Here is a 26,188-nt window from a genome sequence, read left to right on the forward strand (position 1 = left end):
GCCTTTTTACTTTTACACAATTATACGGACTTTATCCGTAAGCTAAAATTTATTAGAAAATTATTTGAAACTAGTGCTCATTCTAATCAGTTTTGAGAAATTTCAATTTGAAAAGTAAAAAATTGTTGGTTTCAAGTAAAATTTACATACTATAATTAAATGAGGATTAATTGTAAACAATACGCAAAAAGAAGGGTTAAATAAATAATGAAGAGAATAAATAAAATATCTGTTATTACAATGCTAATGTTGACAGCATTGGTTCCTAGTTCATCAATAGTGTATGCAATCGATGCATCAAGTAGTGAAAGTGCAGAAGAAGTAATTTCTACGGATACAGCAGAAACACTAAACTCTACGTCATCTAGCGGGGAAACTTCGACAGAAAGTTCTTCTAGCACCTCATCTTCAGTTCCTTCGGAAACAAAAAATAGTTTGGACACGAGTGATGCTAAAGACACTTGGCAATCAAAAGATGCTGAAGAAACTTCGGAAACGACTAGTTCTTCAGAAGCTAATAATAAAGATGAAGACGAAATCGTAATAACAGAGGATATGAACAAACCTATGGGATCAGGAATGAAAGGAACGAGAAGAAAAAGAGCCGCATATGCCTATGGTGATCCTATTAGCATAACAGAGGCAAATCGTCCGCCTAAAAACTTTATCGATGTATCTTCTTGGAATGGTAGTTTAAGTGTAGCAAATTATCAAACTATGAAAAGTTATGGGATAGGCGGAGTGGTCGTTAAAATGACCGAAGCGACAACTTATCAAAATCCAGAAAGATTTGCACAAGTTCAAAATGCAAATGCAGTGGGAATAAAAGTATCCGCCTATCACTATAGTCACTTTACAACAAAAGATCAGGCAATAAAAGAAGCAAACTACTTTGCCGATACAGCAATTAATACTGGATTACCAAAAGACACTTTAATGATTAATGATGCAGAAGAAGGTAGCATGAATAATGGACAATTGACAGCTAATTCAATTGCTTTTGCTAATCAATTAAAAGCAAGAGGTTTTACGAATGTATTACATTATTCAATGGCAGCCTGGTTTACAGAAGGAGTTTTATCGCCTACACAACTAGGGACTGAAAATATTTGGATTGCTCAGTATCCTTTTGAACCAACTGCAGATCAGTTATGGCACAAAAATGAAGGTTATGCGGCATGGCAATGGTCTTCATTATTAACGATTCCAGGTGTTGATATCGGCGTAGGTGTGTTTGATATTAATGCTGATTACACTGGACGATTTACATCTAGTGGTGGAAAACAGTATGATGATTTAATTAGCCAAAAAAACTACGATTATAACGCAAAAGTAAAAGTAGCGAGTGAAGCAAAAAAACATGATGTATACAACGGAATTTACAATGTCGGTCCAGGAGTTTCTAGTATGGGCAAAGGAGACATATACGCAGGTCAAGCCGCCCATATTACAGGGTATGCGAAGACTAGCCGTGCAGAGTTTTTGCGATTTGCGATTGGAGGCAAAACAATTGGCTGGATGAATAAGCAGGCGTTTACCCCTACTCTCAATACAGCGACTTACACGAAAATGAACAAACAAGGCATTATCGCAGACACGTCAATTTCTAATGGACATGGGGTCTTTAGCAAAGCGAACAATACTGCCGAAGATGGCGAGAACTTGGGACGTGCCTCTCAATATGCCAACCAAGTCGTAACTATTATCCAGTCTGCAAAATTATCTAATGGTCTGACCACATACCAATTTCAATTGAATGGCAAAACAATCGGCTGGGTAGATAGTCGAGCATTTGGAACAATCTTTGATGATTTAATTAGTCAAAAAAACTACGATTACAACGCAAAAGTAAAAGTAGCGAGTGAAGCAAAAAAACATGATGTATACAATGGAATTTACAATGTCGGTCCAGGAGTTTCTAGTATGGGTAAAGGGGACATATACGCAGGTCAATCCGCCCATATTACAGGGTATGCGAAGACTAGCCGTGCAGAGTTTTTGCGATTTGCGATTGGAGGCAAAACAATTGGCTGGATGAATAAGCAGGCGTTTACCCCTACTCTCAATACAGCGACTTACACGAAAATGAACAAACAAGGCATTATCGCAGATGCATCAATTTCTAATGGACATGGGGTCTTTAGTAAAGCGAACAATACTGCCGAAGATGGCGAGAACTTGGGACGTGCCTCTCAATATGCCAACCAAGTCGTAACTATTATCCAGTCTGCAAAATTATCTAATGGTCTGACCACATACCAATTTCAATTGAATGGCAAAACAATCGGCTGGGTAGATAGTCGAGCATTTGGAACAATCTTTGATGATTTAATTAGTCAAAAAAACTACGATTACAACGCAAAAGTAAAAGTAGCGAGTGAAGCAAAAAAACATGATGTATACAACGGAATTTACAATGTCGGTCCAGGAGTTTCTAGTATGGGCAAAGGGGACATATACGCAGGTCAAGCCGCCCATATTACAGGGTATGCGAAGACTAGCCGTGCAGAATTTTTGCGATTTGCGATTGGAGGCAAAACAATTGGCTGGATGAATAAGCAGGCGTTTACCCCTATTCTCAATACAGCGACTTACACGAAAATGAACAAACAAGGCATTATCGCAGATGCATCAATTTCTAATGGACATGGGGTCTTTAGTAAAGCGAACAATACTGCCGAAGATGGCGAGAACTTGGGACGTGCCTCTCAATATGCCAACCAAGTCGTAACTATTATCCAGTCTGCAAAATTATCTAATGGTCTGACCACATACCAATTTCAATTGAATGGCAAAACAATCGGCTGGGTAGATAGTCGAGCATTTGGAACAATCTTTGATGATTTAATTAGTCAAAAAAACTACGATTACAACGCAAAAGTAAAAGTAGCGAGTGAAGCAAAAAAACATGATGTATACAACGGAATTTACAATGTCGGTCCAGGAGTTTCTAGTATGGGCAAAGGGGACATATACGCAGGTCAAGCCGCCCATATTACAGGGTATGCGAAGACTAGCCGTGCAGAATTTTTGCGATTTGCGATTGGAGGCAAAACAATTGGCTGGATGAATAAGCAGGCGTTTACCCCTACTCTCAATACAGCGACTTACACGAAAATGAACAAACAAGGCATTATCGCAGACGCGCCAATTTCTAATGGACATGGGGTCTTTAGTAAAGCGAACAATACTGCCGAAGATGGCGAGAACTTAGGACGTGCTTCTCAATATGCCAACCAAGTCGTAACCATTATCCAGTCTGCAAAATTATCTAATGGTCTGACCACATACCAATTTCAATTGAATGGCAAAACAATCGGCTGGGTAGATAGTCGAGCATTTGGAACAATCTTTGATGATTTAATTAGTCAAAAAAACTACGATTACAACGCAAAAGTAAAAGTAGCGAGTGAAGCAAAAAAACATGATGTATACAATGGAATTTACAATGTCGGTCCAGGAGTTTCTAGTATGGGTAAAGGGGACATATACGCAGGTCAATCCGCCCATATTACAGGGTATGCGAAGACTAGCCGTGCAGAGTTTTTGCGATTTGCGATTGGAGGCAAAACAATTGGCTGGATGAATAAGCAGGCGTTTACCCCTACTCTCAATACAGCGACTTACACGAAAATGAACAAACAAGGCATTATCGCAGATGCATCAATTTCTAATGGACATGGGGTCTTTAGTAAAGCGAACAATACTGCCGAAGATGGCGAGAACTTAGGACGTGCTTCTCAATATGCCAACCAAGTTGTAACCATTATCCAGTCTGCAAAATTATCTAATGGTCTGACCTCATACCAATTTCAATTGAATGGCAAAACAATCGGCTGGGTAGATAGTCGAGCATTAAAAAAATAATAGTGAAAATACTTATTGAATCACACACAGAAAGAGCCTGGGACAAAAATCACTTCAGATTTTTGTCCCAGGCTTAAAAATTGATAAACGGCGGAAACAGAAGCAACACTACGCGTTGCATTGTTCTCAACAACTTCTATGGTGTTTTCTCGACATACGTCTCGTCACAGTCCGGCCGTCAAAAGAGCTAAAGCGCTAAAAGTTGCAATGTTTCACTGTGAAGCATGAACAGATGAAATCATCGTACACTACACTTCGTTTCGATCTCTTCAATTTCTAAGTCTTAAAGGACTAAGAGATTGAAGAATTCGGTGAAGGTCCTTCTTATTCTTCTAAAGAATTTTGGAAAGGGAAGTACGCCATAGTCGCAAATTTAAGGATTACTCTGTTGAAATTCATGCAAGAGAGTAGGTTTTAATGGCAGATTTCCCTAACAAAGTGAAACTATTAGAGCGAAAATGGGAACATAGATTAAAAAATTTATTTAGCGACTATTTCATACGTTGGTTCCTCATCAAAAAGCAATAATAGGTACTATTGAATTCCTTTATTTTGAAAATATTTCAAAGAAAGTTATTATCTAAAAATTTAATTCATATTAGTTGTGGAATTGTATAACAATTGGAATTATACGACTAGTTTAAAACATAAAGTCAATGAATCAAGGAGTATTCTTATCGTCGTATCTTTTATTTCAACTAAGGTAGGGTTTGTTAAAGAATGTATTATGGACAGGCTCTTAAAGAAAATACTATTTTTGAAAGTTAACAATAATTGAAGAAGATCATTGGGAGCTACATTTATTAGTATAACGATCATCGAAGTAAAGAAACACTTGGTTTGGCAATTCCTATCAATTTTTGTCAAGAACAACAATTAAAAATAAAGTGGAAAATACACTTAATAAAAAGTCAAACTTTCCGAAACCTGTCCAGATTTATATTCATCAATGAGTTTTTTCTTAATCAAATATTTACAGTTCGATTAAGGTCTACGATAAATTATTGAAACTTACTGTTAGTTATGAGAAAATGTAAAAGATTGAATGCAGTTTTGGCTGTGTTGATGAATATATAAGTTAAACAAAATTGAAATAAAACTAGTTGTTGACTAGTTAGAGAAAGGATTTTGTATCAAATGATTACAGCTTTAATTATTGCCGGTGGGGTCGGTAAACGAATGGGGCAGGAGATTCCTAAACAATTTATTATGGTAGAGGAAAAACCGATAATTATCTACACATTGGAATCTTTTCAAAAGCATCCACTCATTGATCGAATCTTAGTTGTGTGTAAAAAAGGTTGGGAACAAACACTAGATGCCTATGCAAAAGAGTACCATATTGACAAATTACAATGGATTATTCCAGGAGGAAATTCTGGTCAAGAATCAATTAACAATGGGGTTAATTTCTTAAAAGAACATTCAAATCCAGAAGATACTATTGTTATCCATGACGGGATTCGCCCATTAGTTGATGAATTAGTTTTATCTGATGTAATTGTTAAGTGTCAAGAATATGGAAATGCAGTGACTTCGTTGCCATATAATGAACAAATTTTTGTAAAAGAAACTGAGGAAACAACTCGACAATATATTAATCGTGAAACATTACGTCGCGTGTCAACACCACAAGCCTATAAATTTGAAAAATTAACTTGGGCTTACGAAAAAGCATTCCGTGAGAATATTGGTATTTCTGAATCGTCATACACAAATACTATGATGGTGGATTTAGGCGAAACATTGTATTTTGCTTTAGGCTCAGATAAAAACATTAAGTTAACCACACAAGATGACTTACAGTTATTTAAAGGCTTCTTGAAAATGAAAGAAGAGTAGTGGAGGGATACCATGTTATTTACAGACGATAATTATTTATCAGACGTTGAACGAGTTTTAGAGAAGACACCAGATTGGACGAAAGTAACTAATAAATCTGTTTTTATAACTGGTGCTTCAGGCATGATTGGGACCTTTTTAATTGATGTGCTTATGTACCAAAATAAAACGAGAAATGCGAATATTTCGATCTGGGCGATGGGACGAACATTGTCGCGTTTAGAAGAGCGATTTACTAGTTATCTAGAAGATCCGTTATTCCATATAGTTATCGGAGATGTCACAGAAGAAATTCAGATAGCAGAAGCTTGTGACTATGTGTTGCATTGTGCTAGTAATACACATCCTAAATCATATGCCAGTGATCCAATTGGAACGATTATGACCAATATTGCTGGTACGCAGCATATTTTAGATTATGCGGTCAAAGCGAATAGTGAAAAAGTGTTATTTTTATCAACTGTTGAAATCTATGGAGAAAATCGTGGAGATCTTGATAAATTTACGGAAGACTATTGCGGCTATATTGACTGTAACACGCTACGGGCCGGTTATCCCGAAGGAAAAAGAGCAAGTGAATCATTATGTCAAGCCTATATTCAGAAATATGGTATTGATGTTGTTATTCCAAGAATTAGTCGTACTTTCGGGCCTACGATGTTACTTTCGGATAGTAAAGCTTCTTCTCAATTTATTATGAATGCAGTTCATAAAGAAAACATTGTGTTAAAAAGCGCAGGGACCCAACTATACTCTTATGCATACGTTGCAGATATTGTATCTGCTCTTTTATTTTTATTAGTTAAAGGGCAAAAGGGGGAAGCTTACAATGTTTCAAACGAACATTGCGATATTACGTTACGTACTTTTGCGGAAACATTAGCCAATGTGGCTGGAACAAAAGTGATTCATGGTGAAGCCACCGCCCAAGAAAAACAAGGATTTTCTAAAGCAACAAAAGCACTACTAGACAATCAAAAAATCTACGCATTAGGTTGGCGGCCTCTGTACGACAGTATGGAAGAACCATTAAAACATACAATTAAAATTTTAGAAGGTAGCGGAAATTGATATGCCCAAAATTAGTATTATTGTTCCTGTATACAATGTAGAAAAATATTTAGAAAAATGTGTACGCTCTATTTTAGCTCAAACGTTTACTGACTTCGAATTAATTCTGGTGGACGATGGCTCTCCAGACAGTTCTGGAGCAATGTGTGATCAGTTTGCTGAACAAGATCAACGGGTAAAAGTTATCCATAAAGAAAATGGAGGGCTGAGCGATGCTCGTAATGCTGGAATTGAAATAGCGACAGGTGAGTATTTAGGTTTCGTAGACAGTGATGATTACATTGCAGATGATATGTATGAACTATTATATACAAATATCGTAAAAGAAGATGCCGATTTATCAATCTGTGGTATTTATGATGTTTATGAGGGAAAAGAACCTGTAGAAAAACAACAGCAATATATAGTACTAGATAAAGTAGCAGCAATGAAAATGATTTTAGAAGCTAAAGTTGTATCTGTTCATGCTGTGAATAAGTTATATAAAAAAGAAATTTTTGAAGATATCCGATACCCTGTAGGCATGATTACAGAAGACGGTGCAGTTATTTTATCTATCCTAGAGCATACAGAGAAAATTGTTATTGATACGCAACAAAAATATTATTATTTTCACCGTGCCAATAGTATTTCAAGCAATCTTTTTTCTAAGAAAGATTTAGATACAATCAATGTTTGGAAAGAAAATGAAAATTATATCTTAGACTGGTATCCTGAATTATCTAATGTTGTTCATACACGTGTATGTTGGGCAAATTTTATAGTATTAGATAAAATGATGAATAGTAAGTTAAATAATGAAGAAAAAAAAGTTCAAAAAGAAATTGTTACTTTTTTACGAAAAAATTTTAAATTTATAATGAAAAATCAATATTTTACTATGCCTAGAAAAGTCGGAGCAATCGCACTTCAAATCGGAGTACCATATTATAAGATGATTGCTATATTGGAAGAAAAACATAGGAAAACAAAAAATGAATAAATTAGGAGTAGTATTATGTGGGTAAATAACTTTTTGGAAAAAACGAAATTACCGTTTTTAATAATTTTTGAATTTATGCTTTTATTAAGAACAATTAGTCTTTATAGCTTGTTACCAAGTAAGGTAGATACTCTGGTGTTTGGGTTGATATCAATTTGGGCGATGGTTTATATTCTAAATCAGATGTTTTTTATTCTAAAAAATAAAAGATTTAAACAATTTGATCCGATGTTAGTCATTTTTATAGTCATGCTTTTTTTTGTAACACTCATTCATTACCAAACGTATTTTATAGCTAACCTAAAATTAGTTATATGGCAGGCTATTTTTTTATTAGTTATTTATCAAATTGGTAAAGAACAAGATAAAAAAACATTTAAAGTATTAGAAAAAATTCTTTTAATAGTTTGGGGATTGTTAGTAGTTATCGCTATTTGTATGTTTTTTATACAGTATTCATATACAGCGCCTTTGGATAAAATTTATAATGGCTTAAGAATTGGCTTTTTTGAAAATCGTTTATATGGGGTATTTGCCGACCCTAACTTTGCAGCTACCATTTCTGTTGTTTCAATAATTTTATCGGTGTCATTGCTTTTTCAAACTACTTTGAAAAAGTGGAAATGGTTATTGATAATGAATACTTTGATACAATGGATATATATAACTTTATCTGGATCAAGGACGGCTTTTGTAGAGCTAATGGTAATTATTTTTGTGGGTTCGTTTTTTGTGGTGTATCAAAAAACGACTGAAAAAAAATTAGGTTTACAACTTTTATATTCTATTATTACAAGTATTGGTATGGTCTTTTTTGCCTATATAGCAACGAAGCTAATTGAAAGAGGAATGTTAGCTATTTTAGATTTGTGGAATAACGTAGAATACAAATCTACAACGAACGTTTCAAAAAATCGACCAGATGTTTCTTTGGATAGACCAGACGTAGAAAACAAGACAGATATTTCTAATAATCGTTTTGGACTTTGGAAAAGTTCGTTTGAGATATTTCAGTCAAATATCTGGTTTGGTACCTCTCCTAGAAATTTGGTAACATATGCCCAACACTATTTACCTAATACTTTGATTGCGGTTAAACAACAAACTTCGCATAATTTTTTCTTTTATACCTTAGCGACAACGGGGCTGGCAGGGACTATTCCGTTAATTCTGTTTTTAATTAATAAAATCCTAACAACATTGCAAGTTTTATTTTCAAAAAAAATCAATATTTTTAATGATAATTTTTTGAGAAATGTCTTAATTGTACTGACTATTTTAGTTTCGGCAATGTTTCTAACAGAATTAATTTTAGTTAATAAAATTGGTACCTTTTTATTTTGGCTATATTTAGGTTCTGTATCTAGTCAATTAGTAAAAAACAATAATAAATTCTTATTTTGGAGATAAAAATGAAACCATTAACGATTAAAGAAATACAAGAAACGAGCACAGAAATATTAGTATATATTGATAATATATGTCGTCAAAATAATATTGAATATTCTATTTACTACGGTAGTTTAATTGGTGTTGAAAGGCACCAAGGATACATCCCTTGGGATGATGACTTGGATATTGTCTTAACGAGACCTAATTATGATCGTCTAATTAATATATTATCTAAAGATAAAAATTATCTATTATTGAGCTTGGAAACAAGAAAGAACTATCGCTATACGTTTGCAAAATTAGTTGATACTAGAACATGTGTTAAATCGAAGCAATTTTATAATAGTGAGGACCCAGAATTAGGTGTGTTTGTCGATATTTTTCCGATTGATGGTTTTCCAACCACATCTTCTGAACGTTTAGATTTTGGTCGTCAATGCGAGTCATATAGAGAAAATATGTTAGCTACCTTAAATAATTCTTATGCCATTTCTAAATCTCGATGGAAAGCATACTTAAAACGAGTACTTCTATATCCAAGGTACCGAAAATTACTTAAACAGGGAGATTATGATTTTTGGAAACGTAAATTTATGGATAAAGTAACTACTTATCCGATTGAATCATCTATCGAATGTGGTTATATTGAATTTATCAACGAAGAATGGGGTGTTTTTCCAAAAGAATGGTTTGATCATTATGAAGATGTGTTATTTGCTGGCAATAAAGTTCGAGCAATCAAAGACAGAAAACTATTTTTATCATTACGTTATGGAAATTATATGGAATTACCACCTATGTCTGAACAAGTAACGCACCATCCGTATACTTTTTATTGGAAATAAAGTAAAAAAGGTAGGAAAAATAATGGATTATAATCGCATGATGATTATTACTTTAGATGAAAAATCAGTTCTGTTTTCAACTGATGCGCAAAAATTAGGTGTACATGTAGAAAAATATTTTTCTAAACGTCCTTTTATTGTTAAATTATTAAATCAATTAGATAAAAGAATAGACACTACATTTGCAAGATTTTTTTATGGAGAGTGGAAAAATAATCTCTCTGAAATAGATTTTATTTTGTTGAATTCTCATTACTTTTCACGACCGGTAATTAAATATTTAAATCGTAAATATCCGCATATCAGGATTGCTATATGGTATAGTAATCCTGTTGAAAAAGATACACCGGTTTCTTATTACGCTGATTTAAACTGTGAGCTTTGGTCCTTTGATATAGGTGATTGTGAAAAATACCAAATGCATTTTAATAACCAATTTATAGACGAGACAAAGGTTGTTGCTAGTCAGGAAGATCCAAAGTATCAATCTGATGTTTGTTTTATTGGTGTAGATAAACAGCGTCTCTCTTATTTATTAGAGTTAGAAGCGTACTTTGTAGAGTGTAATTTGAATCCTTTTATCTATGTAGTAGATTCTTCGAAAAATTCTTATTCAAACTATGACTATAAGAAGCCTATCTCTTATAGTGAACTCATTAAGTATGAAGCAAATACATCGGCTATTCTAGATGTTGTACAGGAAAATCAACATGGAATATCATTAAGACCTTTAGAGGCATTATTTCTTAATAAAAAGTTAATTACGAATAATCGCACAGTTTTAAACATGGATTTCTATGAAAAAGAAAATATATTCTTACTAAATAAACAAAATATGTCTGAGATATTAACGTTTTTAAAGGTACCTATGAAACCAGTTGCTGAAACTGTTAAAGAGAAGTATTCATTCAAAGGTTGGTTAAATAATTTTTTTATTTAAAGTACGAAAAATGAAAATCTTTGATGAATATTTTTTTGATTTAAACTTATAAAAGAATAAGAGGTACAATAAATGAATGAGAAAGCTAAATCAGTTGTAAAAAATCTATACTATACAGTCGCTGCTAATTTTGCTACCCTGGGGATATCCGTTTTATTAAACTTATTTGTTCCAAAATTGCTGGGGGTTAGAGAATATAGTTATTGGCAATTATATGTTTTCTATGCTTCCTATGTTGGTTTTTTTCACTTAGGCTGGATTGATGGTATCTATTTAAAAATCGGGGGAGAAGAATACGAAAATTTAGATAAAAGAAATCTCGGTTCTCAATTCTGGTATTTAGCGATTTTTGAATGTTGTATTTCTGCTTTTGTCATTCTTTGGGCTTACTTTTTCATGCCGAAAGAATATCAAGGGATTATTTTGATATTGACGGCCATTGTTTCAGTAATTACAATTGCAAAAACGTTTATTCTGTATGTTTTTCAGTCAACAAATCGTATTAAGGAATATGCTCAATTATCCAGAAATGATCGCTATTTATATGTCCTGTTCATTGCAATTTACTTTGCATTAGGAGGACGAGATTTTTATTGGCTAATCATTATGGATATACTTTCTAAACTGATTATTACGGTTTGGGGAATGTTTAGAGTTAAAGACATGTTGCGTGTGAACATGATGAGTTTGAAGGAAGTTACTCCTGAAATAGTTGATAATATTAACATAGGTAGTAAACTAATGCTCAGTAGTATAGCAAGTATGCTAATAATGGGAACCATTCGCTTTTTTGTTCAACAGCGTTGGACTATCGAAACCTTTGGTAAATTGTCCTTTACTTTAAGTTTATCAAATATGTTTTTAACTTTTATTAATGCTGTTGGAATTGTAATGTTTCCGTTGTTAAGACGGACAAATAAAGAGCGATTGCCGTCTTTATTTGTCACATTAAGAGGTGTTTTTGTTCCGTTGACGTATGCAATTCTGCTGTTATATGTACCCGTCAAATTTGTTTTAGGTATGTGGTTACCCGAATATAGCGAGAGTTTGAAATTTATGGGAATTCTATTTCCTATAGTTATTTATGAAGGTCGGATGTCTTTACTAATTAATACGTATTTAAAAACGTTGAGAAAAGAAAAAACAATTTTATTTGTTAACGTATTGACACTTGCCTTGTCGTTAATCCTATCGCTGTTTGTGATTTTCGTTGTTGGGAACTTGAATTTAACTGTTGGGTTGATATTAGTAAGTTTAGCATTTCGTTGTAATTTAGCAGAAATTTTTCTATGCAAAGATATGAACGTTAAAATAGGTAATAGCACGGTATTGGAAACGTTGGTTACATTATTGTTTATCTTTAGTAATCTTTGGTTTGGCGGTAGTATTTATAGTTTCATTTCTTATGGAATTGTGTATATTATCTATTTCTTATTCATTCATAAGAGCTTTGTAAATAACGCAAAGAATTTAAAATATTTAGTAAAAGGTTGAGAAAGTTATTTTCTCTCCTTTTTTATTGAAAAAAACAAACTGTAGTCTTTGACACCTAAAAATGGTAAAATTAATGTATTATTTTAATTGGAGTGGGAAACTTGAGGAACTTTTTAATCACAGGCGGTGCCGGCTTTATCGGCTCAACCTTAGCAAATTATTATAGTAAAGACAATCAAGTTGTGGTCATTGATGATTTATCAATGGGCCAAACTGAAAATTTAAACACATCTGAAAATATCACGTTCATTGAAGGTAGCGTGATTGATCAACAATTAATGGAAAAAGTACTACAAGAGTATCAGTTCGATTACATTTTTCACTTAGCAGCGATTGCTAGTGTAGCAGATTCAGTAGCACGTCCAGTGGAAACACACCAAGTGAATTTTGAGAGTGTGTTACAATTACTGGAATTAATTCGGAAATACCAGAAAGATTTAAAACGTTTGGTGTTTGCTTCTTCTGCAGCGGTTTATGGTGATGAGCCAACTTTACCAAAACAGGAAGAATCAGTAATTCGTCCATTAACGCCTTATGCAGTGGATAAATTTGCTTCTGAAAAATATGTTTTAAACTATTGTCATTTATATGATGTTCCGACAAGCGCTGTTCGCTTCTTTAACGTTTATGGGCCAAACCAAAACCCTAATTCGCCTTATTCTGGCGTTATTTCGATTGTGATGGACTCTTACAAACGCTTATTGGCCAATCAAGAAGTGACATTCAATATCTTTGGCGATGGAAAACAATCCCGTGATTTTGTCTTTGTTGAGGACGTGGTTCAAGCATTGAATCTTGTCGCTCATTCTGACCAATCACTTGGGGAAGTGTATAATGTCGGGACTGGAAAAGCAACCGATTTAAATGAGTTAATTTCTTCTTTAAATGATATTATGAAAGTCACTTTGCCAGTTGAATACAAAGAAGCGCGAGCTGGGGACATCAAAGATTCCTTAGCGGATATATCTAAATTACGTGCCATTGGTTATGAACCGAAATATAGTATTCAATCCGGTTTGGATAAATATGTTAAGTATGAACTAAAAGATTAAGAGAATAAAAGACGGATTTGAGACTAAATTGTTTATAAGACTTAGAGAGTGGGACATCATCAGTCGCTTTGATTGATGTCTTGCTCTTTCTTTTCTTTTTCCTATATTTGAACCCACCTCACTCCAATGGTACAATAAACAAGATTGGAGTGAGAGCATGACAGATATTATTGCACATCGAGGAAGTAAAGGCACCCATCCTGAAAATACGTGTATTGCTTTCAGAGAGGCTGTTCGTGTTGGTGCTGAAGGAATTGAATTAGACGTTCACTTATCTAAAGATGGTTATTTAATCGTTATGCATGATGAAACGGTGGATCGTACGACAGATGGTCATGGTGAAATCCAACAGTTAACATTAAACGAATTAAAACAACTAGATGCTGGAAGCTGGTTTCAGAAAAATCCTTCTGTTCAATGTGTTCCAACATTGGAAGATGTTTTAAATTGTCTTGTAGAAGAACAATTCAATGGTTTTTTGAATATTGAACTTAAAACGGACATTATCCATTATGAAGGAATTGAGAAAAAAGTCGTCCAACAAATGAAGCGAAAAAACTGGCCGTTTCGTTATTTATATTCTAGTTTTTATTTTCCGAGTTTAGTTAAATTAAAAAAAGCTGATCCTAAGACAGAAATTGCCTTTATTTATGAATCTGCAGAGGATTTAAGTCAAGCGGGACCGGCATTCGCGCTTGTCGATAGTTTACATCCAAAAATGTCTTGGGTGTTGGCTCATGAAAAAGAACTTATCACAATTGGCAAACCGCTGCGGCCGTGGACTGTTAATCGGATGGAAGAAACGGAAAATTGTTTTCAGCTAAAATTGGCGGGTGTTCATACGGATTTTCCTGAAGAAGCAAAATTTGCTCGTCAAAATTGGCAAGAAGAAGGAGAAACATAATTGGAGAAAGTATTAGTTATTGTAGGACCCACTGCGGTGGGGAAAACAGCATTAAGTATTGCTTTAGCAAAAAAATTTAATGGTGAAATTATTAGCGGTGACTCCATGCAAGTTTATCGCTCGTTAGACATTGGCACCGCTAAAGTCACAGAAACAGAAAAAGAAGGAATTCCTCACTATTTAATTGATTGCCGTGAAGTCAGCGAAACATATTCTGCCGCTGATTTTCAGAAAGAGGGTCGTCAAAAAATCAAAGAAATTACTGAAAAAGGGAAACTACCAATTATCGTTGGAGGAACAGGTTTGTATATTCAATCACTCCTTTATGATTTTCAACTAGGAAGTCGTGAGATAGATGACTCGCCTGAAATTAGAGAAACGTACAATTTATTTGCGGAAGAAAAAGGGAATCAAGCCTTATGGCAGTTATTACAACAAAAGGATCCTCTAGCGGCTAACAGCATTCATTTTAATAATCGCAAAAAAGTGATTCGTGCGTTAGAGGTCTTTGATAAAACCGGTTATAGTATTTTGACCCCGAAGGAAAAACCAGCTCGTCTCTATGATTATTATTTGTTAGGTTTGGAAACAGACCGCGCTTTATTATATGAACGTATTAATCAGCGGGTGGATCAAATGATGACAGAAGGGCTGTTGGAAGAAGCAAAACAGATGTTTCAGCAACCACATGCACAAGCAGCTCAAGGTATTGGCTATAAAGAATTTTTCCCGTATTTTTCCGGTGAACAATCATTAGAGATGGCGGTTGAAACAGTCAAACAGCAATCGCGGCGATATGCCAAACGTCAATTGACTTGGTTTAGAAATCGAATGGCTGCGCATTGGTGGGATTTGGTTCAGCAGCCAACAGATTTGCCCAAGTTGGAAAAAGAAGTAGCGGAATGGCTACAACAGAAGGAGAGTGAGTAGGCGATGACCACTCATGAAAAAGTGATTCTAGTAGGAGTTGAGACGGAAAAAAATTATCAGACATTTTCTGCATCAATGGAAGAACTGGCGAATTTAACGGAAACCGCTAATGGCGAAGTGGTGTTTGTTTTAACGCAAAAACGACCACAAGTCGATCGACAAACCGTAATCGGTAAGGGGAAATTGGAAGAATTAATTCAATTAACAGATGCCTATGAAGCGGATCTTGTGATTTTTAATCATGAGCTCACACCGCGTCAAAATCAACTGTTATCTGAAGCGTTAGCTGTGCGAGTAATTGATCGTGTACAATTAATTTTGGATATCTTTGCTTTGCGTGCGCGCTCCAAAGAAGGAAAGTTACAAGTTGAATTAGCACAATTGGATTATTTATTGCCTCGCTTGGCTGGTCAAGGAAAACAGTTGTCCCGACTTGGAGGAGGTATTGGGACACGTGGACCTGGTGAAACGAAATTAGAGTCGGACCGCCGACACATTCGGAATAAAATCTTAGGCATCCGTCGTGAGTTAAAAGAAGTCACTGCTCATCGTGAACGAAGCCGCCAAAAAAGACAAAATTCAGAACTATTTCAAATTGGCTTGATTGGTTATACCAATGCTGGCAAATCAACCATTCTCAACATGTTGACGACAGCAGGAACTTATTCAGAGGATCAATTGTTTGCAACGTTAGACCCTTTAACTAAAAAATGGCAATTGCCTCAAGGCATGGAAGTTACGCTGACCGATACGGTTGGCTTCATTCAAGATTTACCAACACAACTGATTGAAGCCTTTCAGTCGACATTGGAAGAAAGTCGGACGATGGATTTACTGCTCCATGTGGTGGATGCAAGTGCGCCAGATCGGTTACAACATGAACGCACAGTTCAAACATTGATTAAAGAATTAGCGTTGGAAAATATTCCGTGCTTGACGGTTTATAATAAAAGAGATCAAGTGGACAGCAAAGAATTTGTCCCAACCTTATTTCCCAATGTATTGATCTCAACTAAAATTTCTGAAGATAAAGAACGACTGGTTCAAGCTATCCGTGCCCAAATGATGGAATTACTCGAGCCTTATCAATTAGAAATTAGCCCAACTGACGGACAACTATTAAGTGAACTTCGCCGGATGACACTAATGATTTCAGAAGAATATGCTGAAAATGAAAATCGGTATATCGTGAAAGGTTTTGCGAAAAAAGAGTCTAAATGGTTGGCTGAATCCGAAAAAGAATAAAAAATGATAAGTTGATTAGAAATGATTTGTAAAAACAAATCATTTCTATTTTTTTGGTTAGCAGGAGAAAATCAGCCATGAAAAGATGGAAAAGTCCATATTTATCAGGTTTTTTGTTTTATGTTAGAAAATCTAACATAAGTTCTTGACAATTTGTCATTCTATTGTTATTCTAAGAAATAACTAAGAGAGGAGGATGGAGATGAGAGAAAAAGAGTTACGCCGTTCCATGTCAGTTTTTCCAATTGGTACAGTTATGAAACTAACGGATTTGACCGCTCGACAAATTCGCTACTATGAAGAACAGGGATTGATTCATCCAGAACGTAGTGAGGGCAACCGACGCATGTATTCTTTAAATGATATTGATGTTTTGTTAGAAATTAAAGATTATTTATCTGATGGATTGAACATGGCAGGGATTAAGCGTGTGTATGAAATGAAATTAGAGGAACAAAAAAACACCGCCGAGGCGACTCGTCCGTTAACCGATGCAGATGTTCGTCAGATTTTATACGACGAAATCCTTTCGCAAGGAGGACTTACTCAGCAAAATCCGTTCCAATCGAATGTACCAAGGCTTTAACGTTTCAGCAGCCAATAAAAATGAAGGATGGGGATCAGACCGATGACAAGAAAAGCCAAAACGGCAGAAGAGATTAAACATATTGCAGAAGAAGAAAACGTACGTTTTTTACGACTAATGTTTACCGACATTATGGGAACAATTAAAAATGTTGAAGTTCCTGTGAGTCAGCTAGATAAAGTATTAGATAATAAAATGATGTTTGATGGGTCATCCATCGAAGGATTCGTTCGTATCGAAGAAAGTGACATGTATTTATACCCTGATCTATCTACATGGATGATTTTTCCGTGGGAAAGCGACCATGGAAAAGTTGCGCGCTTAATTTGTGATATTTACAATCCTGATGGTACCCCTTTTGCCGGAGATCCCCGCGGTAATTTAAAACGCGCCTTAGCAGATATGAAAGAATTAGGCTTTACTTCTTTTAACTTAGGACCAGAACCAGAATTTTTCCTATTTAAATTAGATGAGAATGGTGAAATTACCACTGATTTGAATGATAAAGGTGGCTATTTTGATTTTGCGCCAACCGATTTAGGTGAAAATTGTCGCCGTGATATTGTTTTAGAGTTAGAAAGTTTAGGCTTTGAAGTGGAAGCTTCGCATCATGAAGTAGCACCAGGTCAACATGAAATTGACTTTAAATATGCTGATGTAGTTGATGCTTGTGACAATATTCAAACGTTCAAATTAGTTGTGAAAACTATTGCGCGCAAACATGGCTTGCATGCAACATTTATGCCAAAACCTTTGTTTGGAATTAATGGTTCTGGTATGCACTGCAATATGTCATTATTTAATGAAGAAGGTAATGTTTTTTATGACGAGTCAGGAGAGATGGGCTTAAGCCAAACTGCGTATCATTTCTTAGGTGGTTTATTAAAACATGCCCGTGCCTATACTGCGGTATGTAACCCAACAGTGAACTCTTATAAACGCTTGGTACCAGGTTATGAAGCACCTGTTTATGTAGCTTGGAGCGGCAGAAATCGTTCACCACTCATTCGAGTTCCTGAGTCTCGTGGTTTATCGACTCGTTTAGAGTTACGTTCTGTCGATCCTTCAGCGAATCCGTATTTAACAATGGCAGTCTTATTACAAGCAGGTTTGGATGGTATTCGTAATGAACTTACGCCACCGCCAGCGGTTGATCGTAACATTTATGTGATGAATGAGGAAGAACGTCAACATGCACAAATTGAAGATTTGCCATCAACCTTACACAATGCCATCAAAGAATTACGTAAAGATCAAGTAATGATTGATGCATTAGGTCGTCACATTTTTGCCAATTTTGTAGAAGCAAAACGAATGGAATGGGCAGCCTTCCGTCAAACCGTTTCTGAATGGGAAAGAGAACAATATTTGGAGTTGTACTAAAAGCTGTTACTTTTAATAATCTTAATGTTTAGAAAGAGGGAGATAAGTCGAAACGCTTATCTCCCTCTTTCATTCTTTAGTTTGTGAACGAATGGATAATTTCTATTTCACAAAATAAAGTAATTTTAATTCAGTTAAATAGTTTGTTTATAGGGGATAAAGTGGTTTTTTCTCAATTTCTCTTTTATTTTTAAGCAAAAAAATTGACAAAATCTTTCATAATTTGTGAAATTCCGCTATAATAAACAAGAATATGCGTGCAACTATTCTATTTTTTAGATATAAAGGATGAGAAAAACATGCGGAAAATGAAAACAATGGATGGGAATGCTGCAGCAGCTTATATTTCCTACGCCTTTACAGAATTAGCAGCCATTTATCCAATAACACCAAGTTCAACAATGGCTGAACTTGTTGATCAGTGGTCGGCCGAAGGTAAGAAAAATATCTTTGGTCAACCTGTGAAAGTAGTCGAAATGCAATCGGAAGCTGGTGCTGCCGGCGTGGTCCATGGCTCTTTAAAAACAGGCGCGCTTACCACGACCTATACGGCTTCACAAGGGTTACTTTTAATGATTCCTAATATGTACAAAATAGCTGGAGAACTATTACCATCTGTTTTTCATGTGGCGAGCCGAGCTTTAACCACGAATGCTTTAAATATTTTTGGTGATCAAGGAGACGTAATGGCCGCACGCCAAACAGGCTTTGCTATGTTGTCAGAAAGCAGTGTGCAAGAAGTGATGGATTTGGCACCAGTGGCTCACTTGGCTTCGATTGAAGCGAGTGTTCCATTTATGAACTTTTTTGATGGCTTTAGAACAAGTCATGAAATTCAAAAAGTGGCAGTTCTTGACTATGAAGAATTAGCACCCTTAGTAAACCAAGAAAAATTAGCCGAATTCCGTCGTCGGAGCATGAATCCGAATCACCCTTCCGTTAGTGGAATGAACCAAAATCCAGATATTCACTTTCAACAACGAGAAACAATAAATCCTTATTATGAAAAATTACCTGGTATTGTTCAAAAATATATGACAGAAATTAACCGGTTACGGGGAACCAATTATGATTTGGTGACGTATTATGGCGCAGAAGATGCAGAAGAAGTGATTGTCACAATGGGTTCAGTTGCACAAACAATTGAACAGACGGTTGATTATTTACAAGAACAAGGAAGAAAAGTTGGTTTTCTTAATGTCCATCTTTATCGGCCATTTCCAGTTGAAACATTTCTTGAAAAAATACCACAATCAGTTAAAGCAATTGCTGTCTTGGATCGGACGAAAGAGCCCGGTGCTGGTGGCGAACCGTTATTATTGGATGTCCAAAGCGCGATGTATGAAGCGGACATTCGCCCAACAATTATTGGTGGGCGCTATGGTTTAGGTTCTAAAGATGTGCTGCCAAATCAAATTGTTGCGGTTTTTGATGAATTAATGAAAGAACGTTCTGCCATGAAGAAGCGTTTTACAATTGGGATTGATGATGATTTAACTTATACTTCATTAGAAGTTGGCAAACCACTTGATTTGACGAATCCGAAAACCTATCAAGCTAAATTTTGGGGCTTTGGTTCTGATGGGACAGTAGGGGCGAACAAGTCAGCAATTAAGATTATCGGTGATCATACAAACAAGTATGCACAAGGATTTTTCTATTATGATTCAAAAAAATCAGGCGGGTTGACCGTTTCTCATTTACGTTTTGGCGAGACGCCTATTCGTTCAACGTACCTCATTGAACATTCTGATTTTGTGGCTTGTCATACAGCCGCTTATTTGCATACTTATGATTTAGTAAAAGGGTTAAAAAAAGGCGGTACTTTCCTCTTAAATACCATTTGGAATGATGAACAACTAGCACGATTTTTACCCAATCAATTAAAACGGTATCTAGCTGAAAATGAGATTCAGTTTTATACAATCAATGCAGTGAAATTAGCTAGTGAAGTCGGACTAGGCGGGCGAATTAATACCGCAATGGAAACAGCTTTCTTCAAATTAGCGCAAATTATGCCTTTTGAGCAAGTGTTACCAATTTTAAAAGAAGAAGCACTGAAAAGTTATGGTCATAAGTCTATGAAAGTTGTCGAAAAAAATATTCAAGCAATCGATAAGACCGTTGAATTGTTGCATCAGGTACCTGTTCCAGCAGAGTGGAGAACGCTTGAAGTTCAACCGCGAAAACGTTCAGAAAATGTTAGTGATTTTGTTCATGAAATTGTTGAACCGATTAATCGTCAAGAAGGCAATGCGTTATCTGTTGCGACACTAGCGAAAAATGGGATGACAGATGGGCGGATGCCTTTGGGAACTGCGGCAGTTGAAAAACGTGGGGTGGCATTAGAAGTACCTGAATGGATTAGCGATCGGTGTACCATGTGTAATGAGTGTGCCTTTGTATGTCCCCATGCGGCGATACGACCATTCTTAGCCGATGAAGAAGAAATGACTGAAGCTCCAGAAGGATTCATTGTGCGTGATCTACGTGGTGCCGACGGCTTGAAGTATCGTATCCAAGTCTCAGTCAAAGATTGTACTGGCTGTGGTCTTTGTGTTGAAGCCTGTCCAGCTAAAGGCAAAGCTTTAGTAATGAAACCTTATGAAGAAGAAAAAGAGCAGGCTATGAACTGGGCGTTTGCTATGACGTTACGTCAAAAGGAAAACCCAGCAAAACCGAATACTGTTTTAGGTTCGCAATTTAATAAACCTTTATTAGAGTTTTCTGGTGCTTGTTCTGGTTGCGGCGAAACGCCTTATGTTAAATTATTGACGCAAATGTTTGGTGACCGAATGCTGATTGCTAATGCAACAGGTTGCTCATCGATTTGGGGTGCTGCAGCGGGTGTGACACCTTACACTACGAATGAACAAGGACAAGGTCCAGCCTGGTCAAATTCTCTTTTAGAGGATAATGCCGAGTTTGGTTACGGCATGTTGTTAGCAACGCAAGCGCGTCGCGAACGTTTAGCTAGTAAAATGACCAAAGCTTTTTCTGTAGCCAGTGACTCATTGCGTCTATTGATGGAAGATTGGATAGCACATCTGTCCGAAAGTGAAGGTACGCAACAACGTGCAGCTAAATTACGTGCAGCTTTGCTTGAAGAAAAAACGAATCAACCTTTATTGGAAGCAATTTATGACGATCAAGATCTTTTTGTTAAACCAAGTCAGTGGATGATTGGTGGAGACGGCTGGGCTTACGATATTGGCTACGGCGGTATTGACCACGTATTAGCTAGTGGCGCTGATGTGAATATGTTAGTTCTAGATAATGAAGTCTATTCCAATACAGGTGGCCAAACTTCCAAAGCAACTCCGGCATCAGCGATTGCGAAATTTGCTGCCAGTGGGAAATATGCCTCTAAAAAGGATTTAGGGATGATGGCAATGACTTATGAAAATGTCTATGTCGCCCAAATTGCTTCAGGTGCAAATCAAATGCAGACGATTAAAGCTTTTGAAGAAGCAGAAAAATTCCCTGGACCATCGATTATTATTGCCTATACACCATGTATTACACATGGTTTAGCAGGTGGGATGAGTCAAACGTTGAAAGAAGCGAAAGACGCAGTTCATTCAGGTTACTGGTCTTTATATCGCTATAATCCATTATTGCGAGAAAAAGGCAAAGAACCAATGACACTGGATTTCAAAAAACCAGATTTTTCATTAATGAAAGAGTTTATGCGCCAACAAGTTCGCTTTGCATCCTTAGAATCTAGTCAACCAGATACAGCGGAATTGTTATTTAATAAAACAATTAATGATGCTAAGAGACGGTTCTATAATTATGCTCGTTTAGCTGGTCAAGAAGAAAAAATTCGAGCAAAACTAGAAAAACAAAGTGAACCAGAAATAACTGCGCCAGAGAACGAGAAGCCACGAGTGAAAAAAGAACGCGCAGTTGATCCGGAAGCGGAAGCAAGAAGGGCTGCCCGTCGCGCTGAACGAGCAGCCAAGAGAAAACAACGTGAGCAAGATTAAATAGAAATCAAAAAAACGTGTCTGAGCTTTTTGCTTGGACACGTTTTTTAGTTAGAAATGCGATTTTTTGATGAAAAATTTCAAGTTATTTGAAAAAGTTCCTAAATTTTTTTGATGTTTCCGCTTGCGTTCTGTGATGAAAGAAAATAATGTGGTATACTTGTTAGGAAATCTTGAGAGAGAAGTGAGGGGTATGATGTCGTTTCAATTGAATCAACTATTAGATTTGAATTATTGGCAGCAAGTCATCTCAACGGATTTCTTATCTAAGGATTTTGTTATCAATATCATAGATATCCTAGTCGTATGGTACCTCGTTTACAAATTAATCATGCTTGTTCGTGGAACAAAAGCAGTCCAACTATTAAAAGGTGTCGCTGTTTTTATCATTATCCGCATTCTAAGTGAGATAATTGGTCTACATACATTATCTTGGTTAATGAATCAAGTCATCATGTATGGTGTAATCGCCGCGGTTGTTATTTTTCAACCAGAAGTGCGAAGAGGGCTGGAACATCTAGGGAGAAGTTCGTTTTTCCGCCCGAATAAAGGTGCGCAACAAGAAGATGAGCGTATTATTCAGGCCTTTGACAAAGCCATTCAGTACATGTCAAAACGGAAAATTGGTGCTTTGATAACCATTGAACGCAATACCGGTTTAGATGAATACATTGAGACAGGTATTGATTTGGATGCCGATATTACTGGTGAATTACTGATTAATATTTTCATTCCAAATACACCACTACATGATGGTGCGGTGATTATCAAAAATGAAAAAATTGCTGTTGCTAGTGCGTATTTACCGCTATCAGAGAGCAATTTAATTCCAAAAGAATTTGGAACGCGCCATAGAGCCGCAGTCGGTATCAGTGAAGTCAGTGATGCCATTACGATTGTTGTTTCTGAAGAAACTGGTGACGTTAGTTTGACGTTGAACAATGAATTAATTCCTGGCCTAACGCAAGAAGAGTATTTAACAATTTTGCGTAAGGAGTTAATTTCGGAATCATCGGAAGATAAAAAAAGTGCTTTGCAGCATTTTATCGATGATGTAACAAAGGGGGTTAAACGCAAATGAGAAAAGCCTCCCAAAAAAGCTGGTTTAATGGTTTGCTTTCATTGCTGTTTGCATTGTTGTTATTTTTTAATGCCAATGCAACAGGCAATAATCCCTCCAATTCAGGTTCAAGCCAAACGTATAGTGAGACACTGAATAATATTCCTGTCCAAGTCCAATACGATAAAGACAAATATTATGTCTCTGGATTTGAAGAGAGTGTGAATGTTCATTTACGTAGTGCGAACCGCATTCAATTAAACATGGAATCAAATGCTGACACACGAAATTTCCAAGTGGTCGCAGACTTAACCAAATTGCCATTAGGGACTTCGGAAGTGCCTTTGACAGTGCGGGGACTAAGTTCAGCTGTTACAGCTGAAATTGAACCGAAAACAGTGACTGTAACGATTGAAAAGAGAGTAACAAAAAAATTCGATGTAGAAGCACAACTTTCTGATAACATTGAAAAAGAAGGCTACAAAGTAAAAAATATTTCTGTAGATCCAAAAACCGTAGAAGTAACAACTGGAGAAGAAACAGCGAAAGCAATTGACAAAGTGATTGCGCCAGTCTCAAGTGCCAAACAAACAATTGATACGATTAAACAAACGGTAAATGTCCAAGCGCTAGATGCCAAAGGTCAAGTCCTAAGTATCGAAAATCCAGCACCACAAGTCAAAGTAACAGTAGGCTTAACCGCGCCAACGAAAGATGTACCACTGAATGTTAGTATGACAGGTACGCCACCTGCTGGGATCGCTCATTACAATTATAGTTTATCGACGTACCAAGTTAGGGTCAGTGGCCCGCAATCAATTTTAGATACGCTAGAATCAATTGAGGTACCGGTAGATATTTCTGATATTCGCAAAGAAACAAAACAATCAGTGACTATTCCCATTAATGGAGAATACGTAGTTACACCAGATGAGGTTGACGTTTCTTTGAGCCCCGTGTACAATCAACAACAGTCATCAAATACAAATGAAACTTCAGGGGAACCTGCAAGTTCAACAACGGTTGGCTCAGGTAGCCAAGCAGTACAACCAAGTACATCCAGTCAAGTAGAATCAAATACTTCTGAAACAACAAGTGAGGGATCAACAGTAGAAAGTACAACTGCTGGTTCAACTGAAAATACAGAGAATCAAGTGACTAAGGAGAATCAAAATGGGTAAATATTTTGGAACAGATGGTGTAAGAGGAATTGCAAATAAGGAGTTAACACCTGAATTAGCTTTTAAATTAGGGCGTTACGGTGGTTATGTGTTGAGTCAACATGAAGATAGTTCAAGAAAACCTCGTGTTCTCGTAGGGCGCGATACACGTATTTCAGGTGAGATGTTGGAACAAGCATTGATTGCTGGATTATTATCAGTCGGAATTGAAGTTTTCCAATTAGGGGTGATTTCAACACCTGGTGTAGCATATCTTACTCGTTTACAAAAAGCATCTGCTGGCGTAATGATTTCAGCTTCACATAATCCTGCGGAAGACAATGGGATTAAGTTTTTTGGGGCAGACGGCTTCAAATTAGTAGACGATCAAGAAGCAGAAATTGAAGCATTGTTAGACGCAGAAGAAGACACCTTACCAAGACCTTCTGCAGAAGGCTTAGGCTCGTTAGATGAATTTCCAGAAGGCTTACTAAAATATTCGCAATTTTTAGTTCAAAGTATTCCTGGCGATTTAGCAGATATGACTGTTTGTTTAGATGCTGCCAACGGAGCAACTGCAACAGCAGTCAATCGTGTCTTCGCAGATTTAGAGACAGATTTCTATACAATGGGAACAAGTCCTAATGGATTGAATATCAATGATGGTGTGGGTTCCACTCATCCTGAAGCTTTGGCAGAAATGGTTGTTGAAAAAGGCGCAGATGCTGGTTTGGCTTTCGATGGCGACGGTGATAGAATTATTGCAGTCGATGAATTAGGACGAATTATCGATGGTGATAAAATCATGTATATTTGTGCCAAATATTTAGCTGAGAAAAAACGTTTAAAAAAAGATACAATTGTTACAACAGTGATGAGTAATCTAGGTTTCCATAAAGCTGTAGAAGAAATTGGCTTAAAAGATGTGGTAACGCAAGTGGGTGACCGCTATGTTGTAGAAGAAATGCGTAAAAATGATTACAATTTTGGTGGCGAACAATCTGGTCACATGATCTTTTTAGATTACAACACAACAGGTGATGGCATGCTTTCAGGGATTCAATTGTTGAATGTTATGAAGCAAACGGGCAAAAAATTATCTGAATTAGCGGATGAAGTGACGATTTATCCACAAAAATTAGTCAATATTCGTGTCACAGATAAAAATGGTGCAATGGAAGTTCCGGCAATCAAAGCAGTTGTCGAACAAGCAGAAGCAGAAATGAATGGCGAAGGTCGTATTTTAGTTCGTCCTTCTGGAACAGAACCATTGTTACGTGTGATGGCCGAAGCGCCAACACAAGAAAAAGTTGATTATTACGTTGATAAAATTGCTGAAGTAGTACGTGCAGAAATCGGCGTTGAATAAGAACCAATTAGAAACCAGACACTTAATGCTAGCTTGCGTTAAGTGTCTGGTTTCTTTGTTGGAAATCAAAAAAAGAA

Annotated in this window: 18 protein-coding genes; all 18 read left to right on the plus strand. The window is 36.3% G+C overall.

Annotated elements, in window-relative coordinates; all coding sequences use genetic code 11:
• The first annotated feature begins 207 nt into the window (after positions 1-207).
• The 18 genes from IGK96_RS04830 (at position 208) to glmM (ending at position 26,111) form a co-directional block, all read left to right on the plus strand.
• A complete protein-coding gene (locus IGK96_RS04830; RefSeq protein ID WP_271232429.1) occupies positions 208-3,867 on the plus strand; it encodes a GW dipeptide domain-containing protein in 3,660 nt (1,219 codons plus the stop codon).
• A 1,137-nt stretch (positions 3,868-5,004) separates the two neighbouring features.
• Positions 5,005-5,709: an IspD/TarI family cytidylyltransferase gene (locus IGK96_RS04835; RefSeq protein WP_002378508.1), complete on the plus strand. Its 705-nt coding sequence runs from the start codon at positions 5,005-5,007 to the stop codon at positions 5,707-5,709.
• A 12-nt stretch (positions 5,710-5,721) separates the two neighbouring features.
• Positions 5,722-6,780, plus strand: coding sequence for an NAD-dependent epimerase/dehydratase family protein (locus tag IGK96_RS04840; protein WP_002378507.1), 1,059 nt, complete (start codon positions 5,722-5,724; stop codon positions 6,778-6,780).
• Between the two features lies 1 nt (position 6,781).
• Positions 6,782-7,762, plus strand: a complete 981-nt coding sequence (locus tag IGK96_RS04845) for a glycosyltransferase family 2 protein (protein ID WP_010713260.1) — start codon at positions 6,782-6,784, stop codon at positions 7,760-7,762.
• Positions 7,763-7,777: 15 nt separating this feature from the next.
• Entirely contained in the window at positions 7,778-9,172 is a 1,395-nt protein-coding gene (locus tag IGK96_RS04850; protein ID WP_002401289.1) for an O-antigen ligase family protein, read from the plus strand.
• A gap of 2 nt (positions 9,173-9,174) precedes the next feature.
• Positions 9,175-9,999 carry a LicD family protein gene (locus IGK96_RS04855; RefSeq protein WP_010707340.1) on the plus strand — a complete coding sequence of 275 codons (825 nt, stop codon included), beginning with the start codon at positions 9,175-9,177 and terminating at the stop codon, positions 9,997-9,999.
• A gap of 22 nt (positions 10,000-10,021) precedes the next feature.
• Positions 10,022-10,939: a hypothetical protein gene (locus tag IGK96_RS04860; protein ID WP_010707341.1), complete on the plus strand. Its 918-nt coding sequence runs from the start codon at positions 10,022-10,024 to the stop codon at positions 10,937-10,939.
• A gap of 72 nt (positions 10,940-11,011) precedes the next feature.
• Positions 11,012-12,433, plus strand: a complete 1,422-nt coding sequence (locus IGK96_RS04865; protein WP_002401292.1) for a lipopolysaccharide biosynthesis protein — start codon at positions 11,012-11,014, stop codon at positions 12,431-12,433.
• 92 nt (positions 12,434-12,525) lie between these two features.
• Positions 12,526-13,485 (plus strand): GDP-mannose 4,6-dehydratase, encoded by a 960-nt coding sequence (locus tag IGK96_RS04870; RefSeq protein WP_029656611.1) that lies wholly within the window; start codon positions 12,526-12,528, stop codon positions 13,483-13,485.
• 157 nt (positions 13,486-13,642) lie between these two features.
• Positions 13,643-14,389, plus strand: a complete 747-nt coding sequence (locus tag IGK96_RS04875; protein ID WP_010713262.1) for a glycerophosphodiester phosphodiesterase — start codon at positions 13,643-13,645, stop codon at positions 14,387-14,389.
• Positions 14,390-15,319, plus strand: a complete 930-nt coding sequence (gene miaA / locus IGK96_RS04880; protein ID WP_002395447.1) for a tRNA (adenosine(37)-N6)-dimethylallyltransferase MiaA — start codon at positions 14,390-14,392, stop codon at positions 15,317-15,319.
• Positions 15,320-15,322: 3 nt separating this feature from the next.
• Entirely contained in the window at positions 15,323-16,564 is a 1,242-nt protein-coding gene (hflX, locus tag IGK96_RS04885; protein WP_002356926.1) for a GTPase HflX, read from the plus strand.
• Between the two features lie 202 nt (positions 16,565-16,766).
• On the plus strand, positions 16,767-17,150 hold the full coding sequence (locus IGK96_RS04890; protein WP_002388239.1) for a MerR family transcriptional regulator: 384 nt from the start codon (positions 16,767-16,769) through the stop codon (positions 17,148-17,150).
• Positions 17,151-17,192: 42 nt separating this feature from the next.
• The gene (gene glnA / locus IGK96_RS04895; protein WP_002356929.1) at positions 17,193-18,533 is read left to right on the plus strand and encodes a type I glutamate--ammonia ligase; all 1,341 of its coding nucleotides are present in this window, start codon (positions 17,193-17,195) and stop codon (positions 18,531-18,533) included.
• A gap of 257 nt (positions 18,534-18,790) precedes the next feature.
• Positions 18,791-22,522, plus strand: coding sequence for a pyruvate:ferredoxin (flavodoxin) oxidoreductase (nifJ, locus tag IGK96_RS04900; protein WP_041161704.1), 3,732 nt, complete (start codon positions 18,791-18,793; stop codon positions 22,520-22,522).
• 196 nt (positions 22,523-22,718) lie between these two features.
• Positions 22,719-23,603, plus strand: coding sequence for a diadenylate cyclase CdaA (gene cdaA, locus IGK96_RS04905; RefSeq protein WP_002389035.1), 885 nt, complete (start codon positions 22,719-22,721; stop codon positions 23,601-23,603).
• The gene (locus IGK96_RS04910) at positions 23,600-24,763 is read left to right on the plus strand and encodes a CdaR family protein (RefSeq protein WP_002366928.1); all 1,164 of its coding nucleotides are present in this window, start codon (positions 23,600-23,602) and stop codon (positions 24,761-24,763) included. Before cdaA ends, IGK96_RS04910 begins: the two co-directional genes overlap by 4 nt.
• Positions 24,756-26,111, plus strand: coding sequence for a phosphoglucosamine mutase (gene glmM, locus IGK96_RS04915; RefSeq protein WP_002356936.1), 1,356 nt, complete (start codon positions 24,756-24,758; stop codon positions 26,109-26,111). The genes IGK96_RS04910 and glmM overlap by 8 nt, the downstream gene beginning before the upstream one ends.
• The last annotated feature ends 77 nt before the right edge of the window (positions 26,112-26,188 follow it).

Source organism: Enterococcus sp. DIV0682 (assembly GCF_051712685.1).
Lineage (GTDB): Bacteria > Bacillota > Bacilli > Lactobacillales > Enterococcaceae > Enterococcus > Enterococcus faecalis.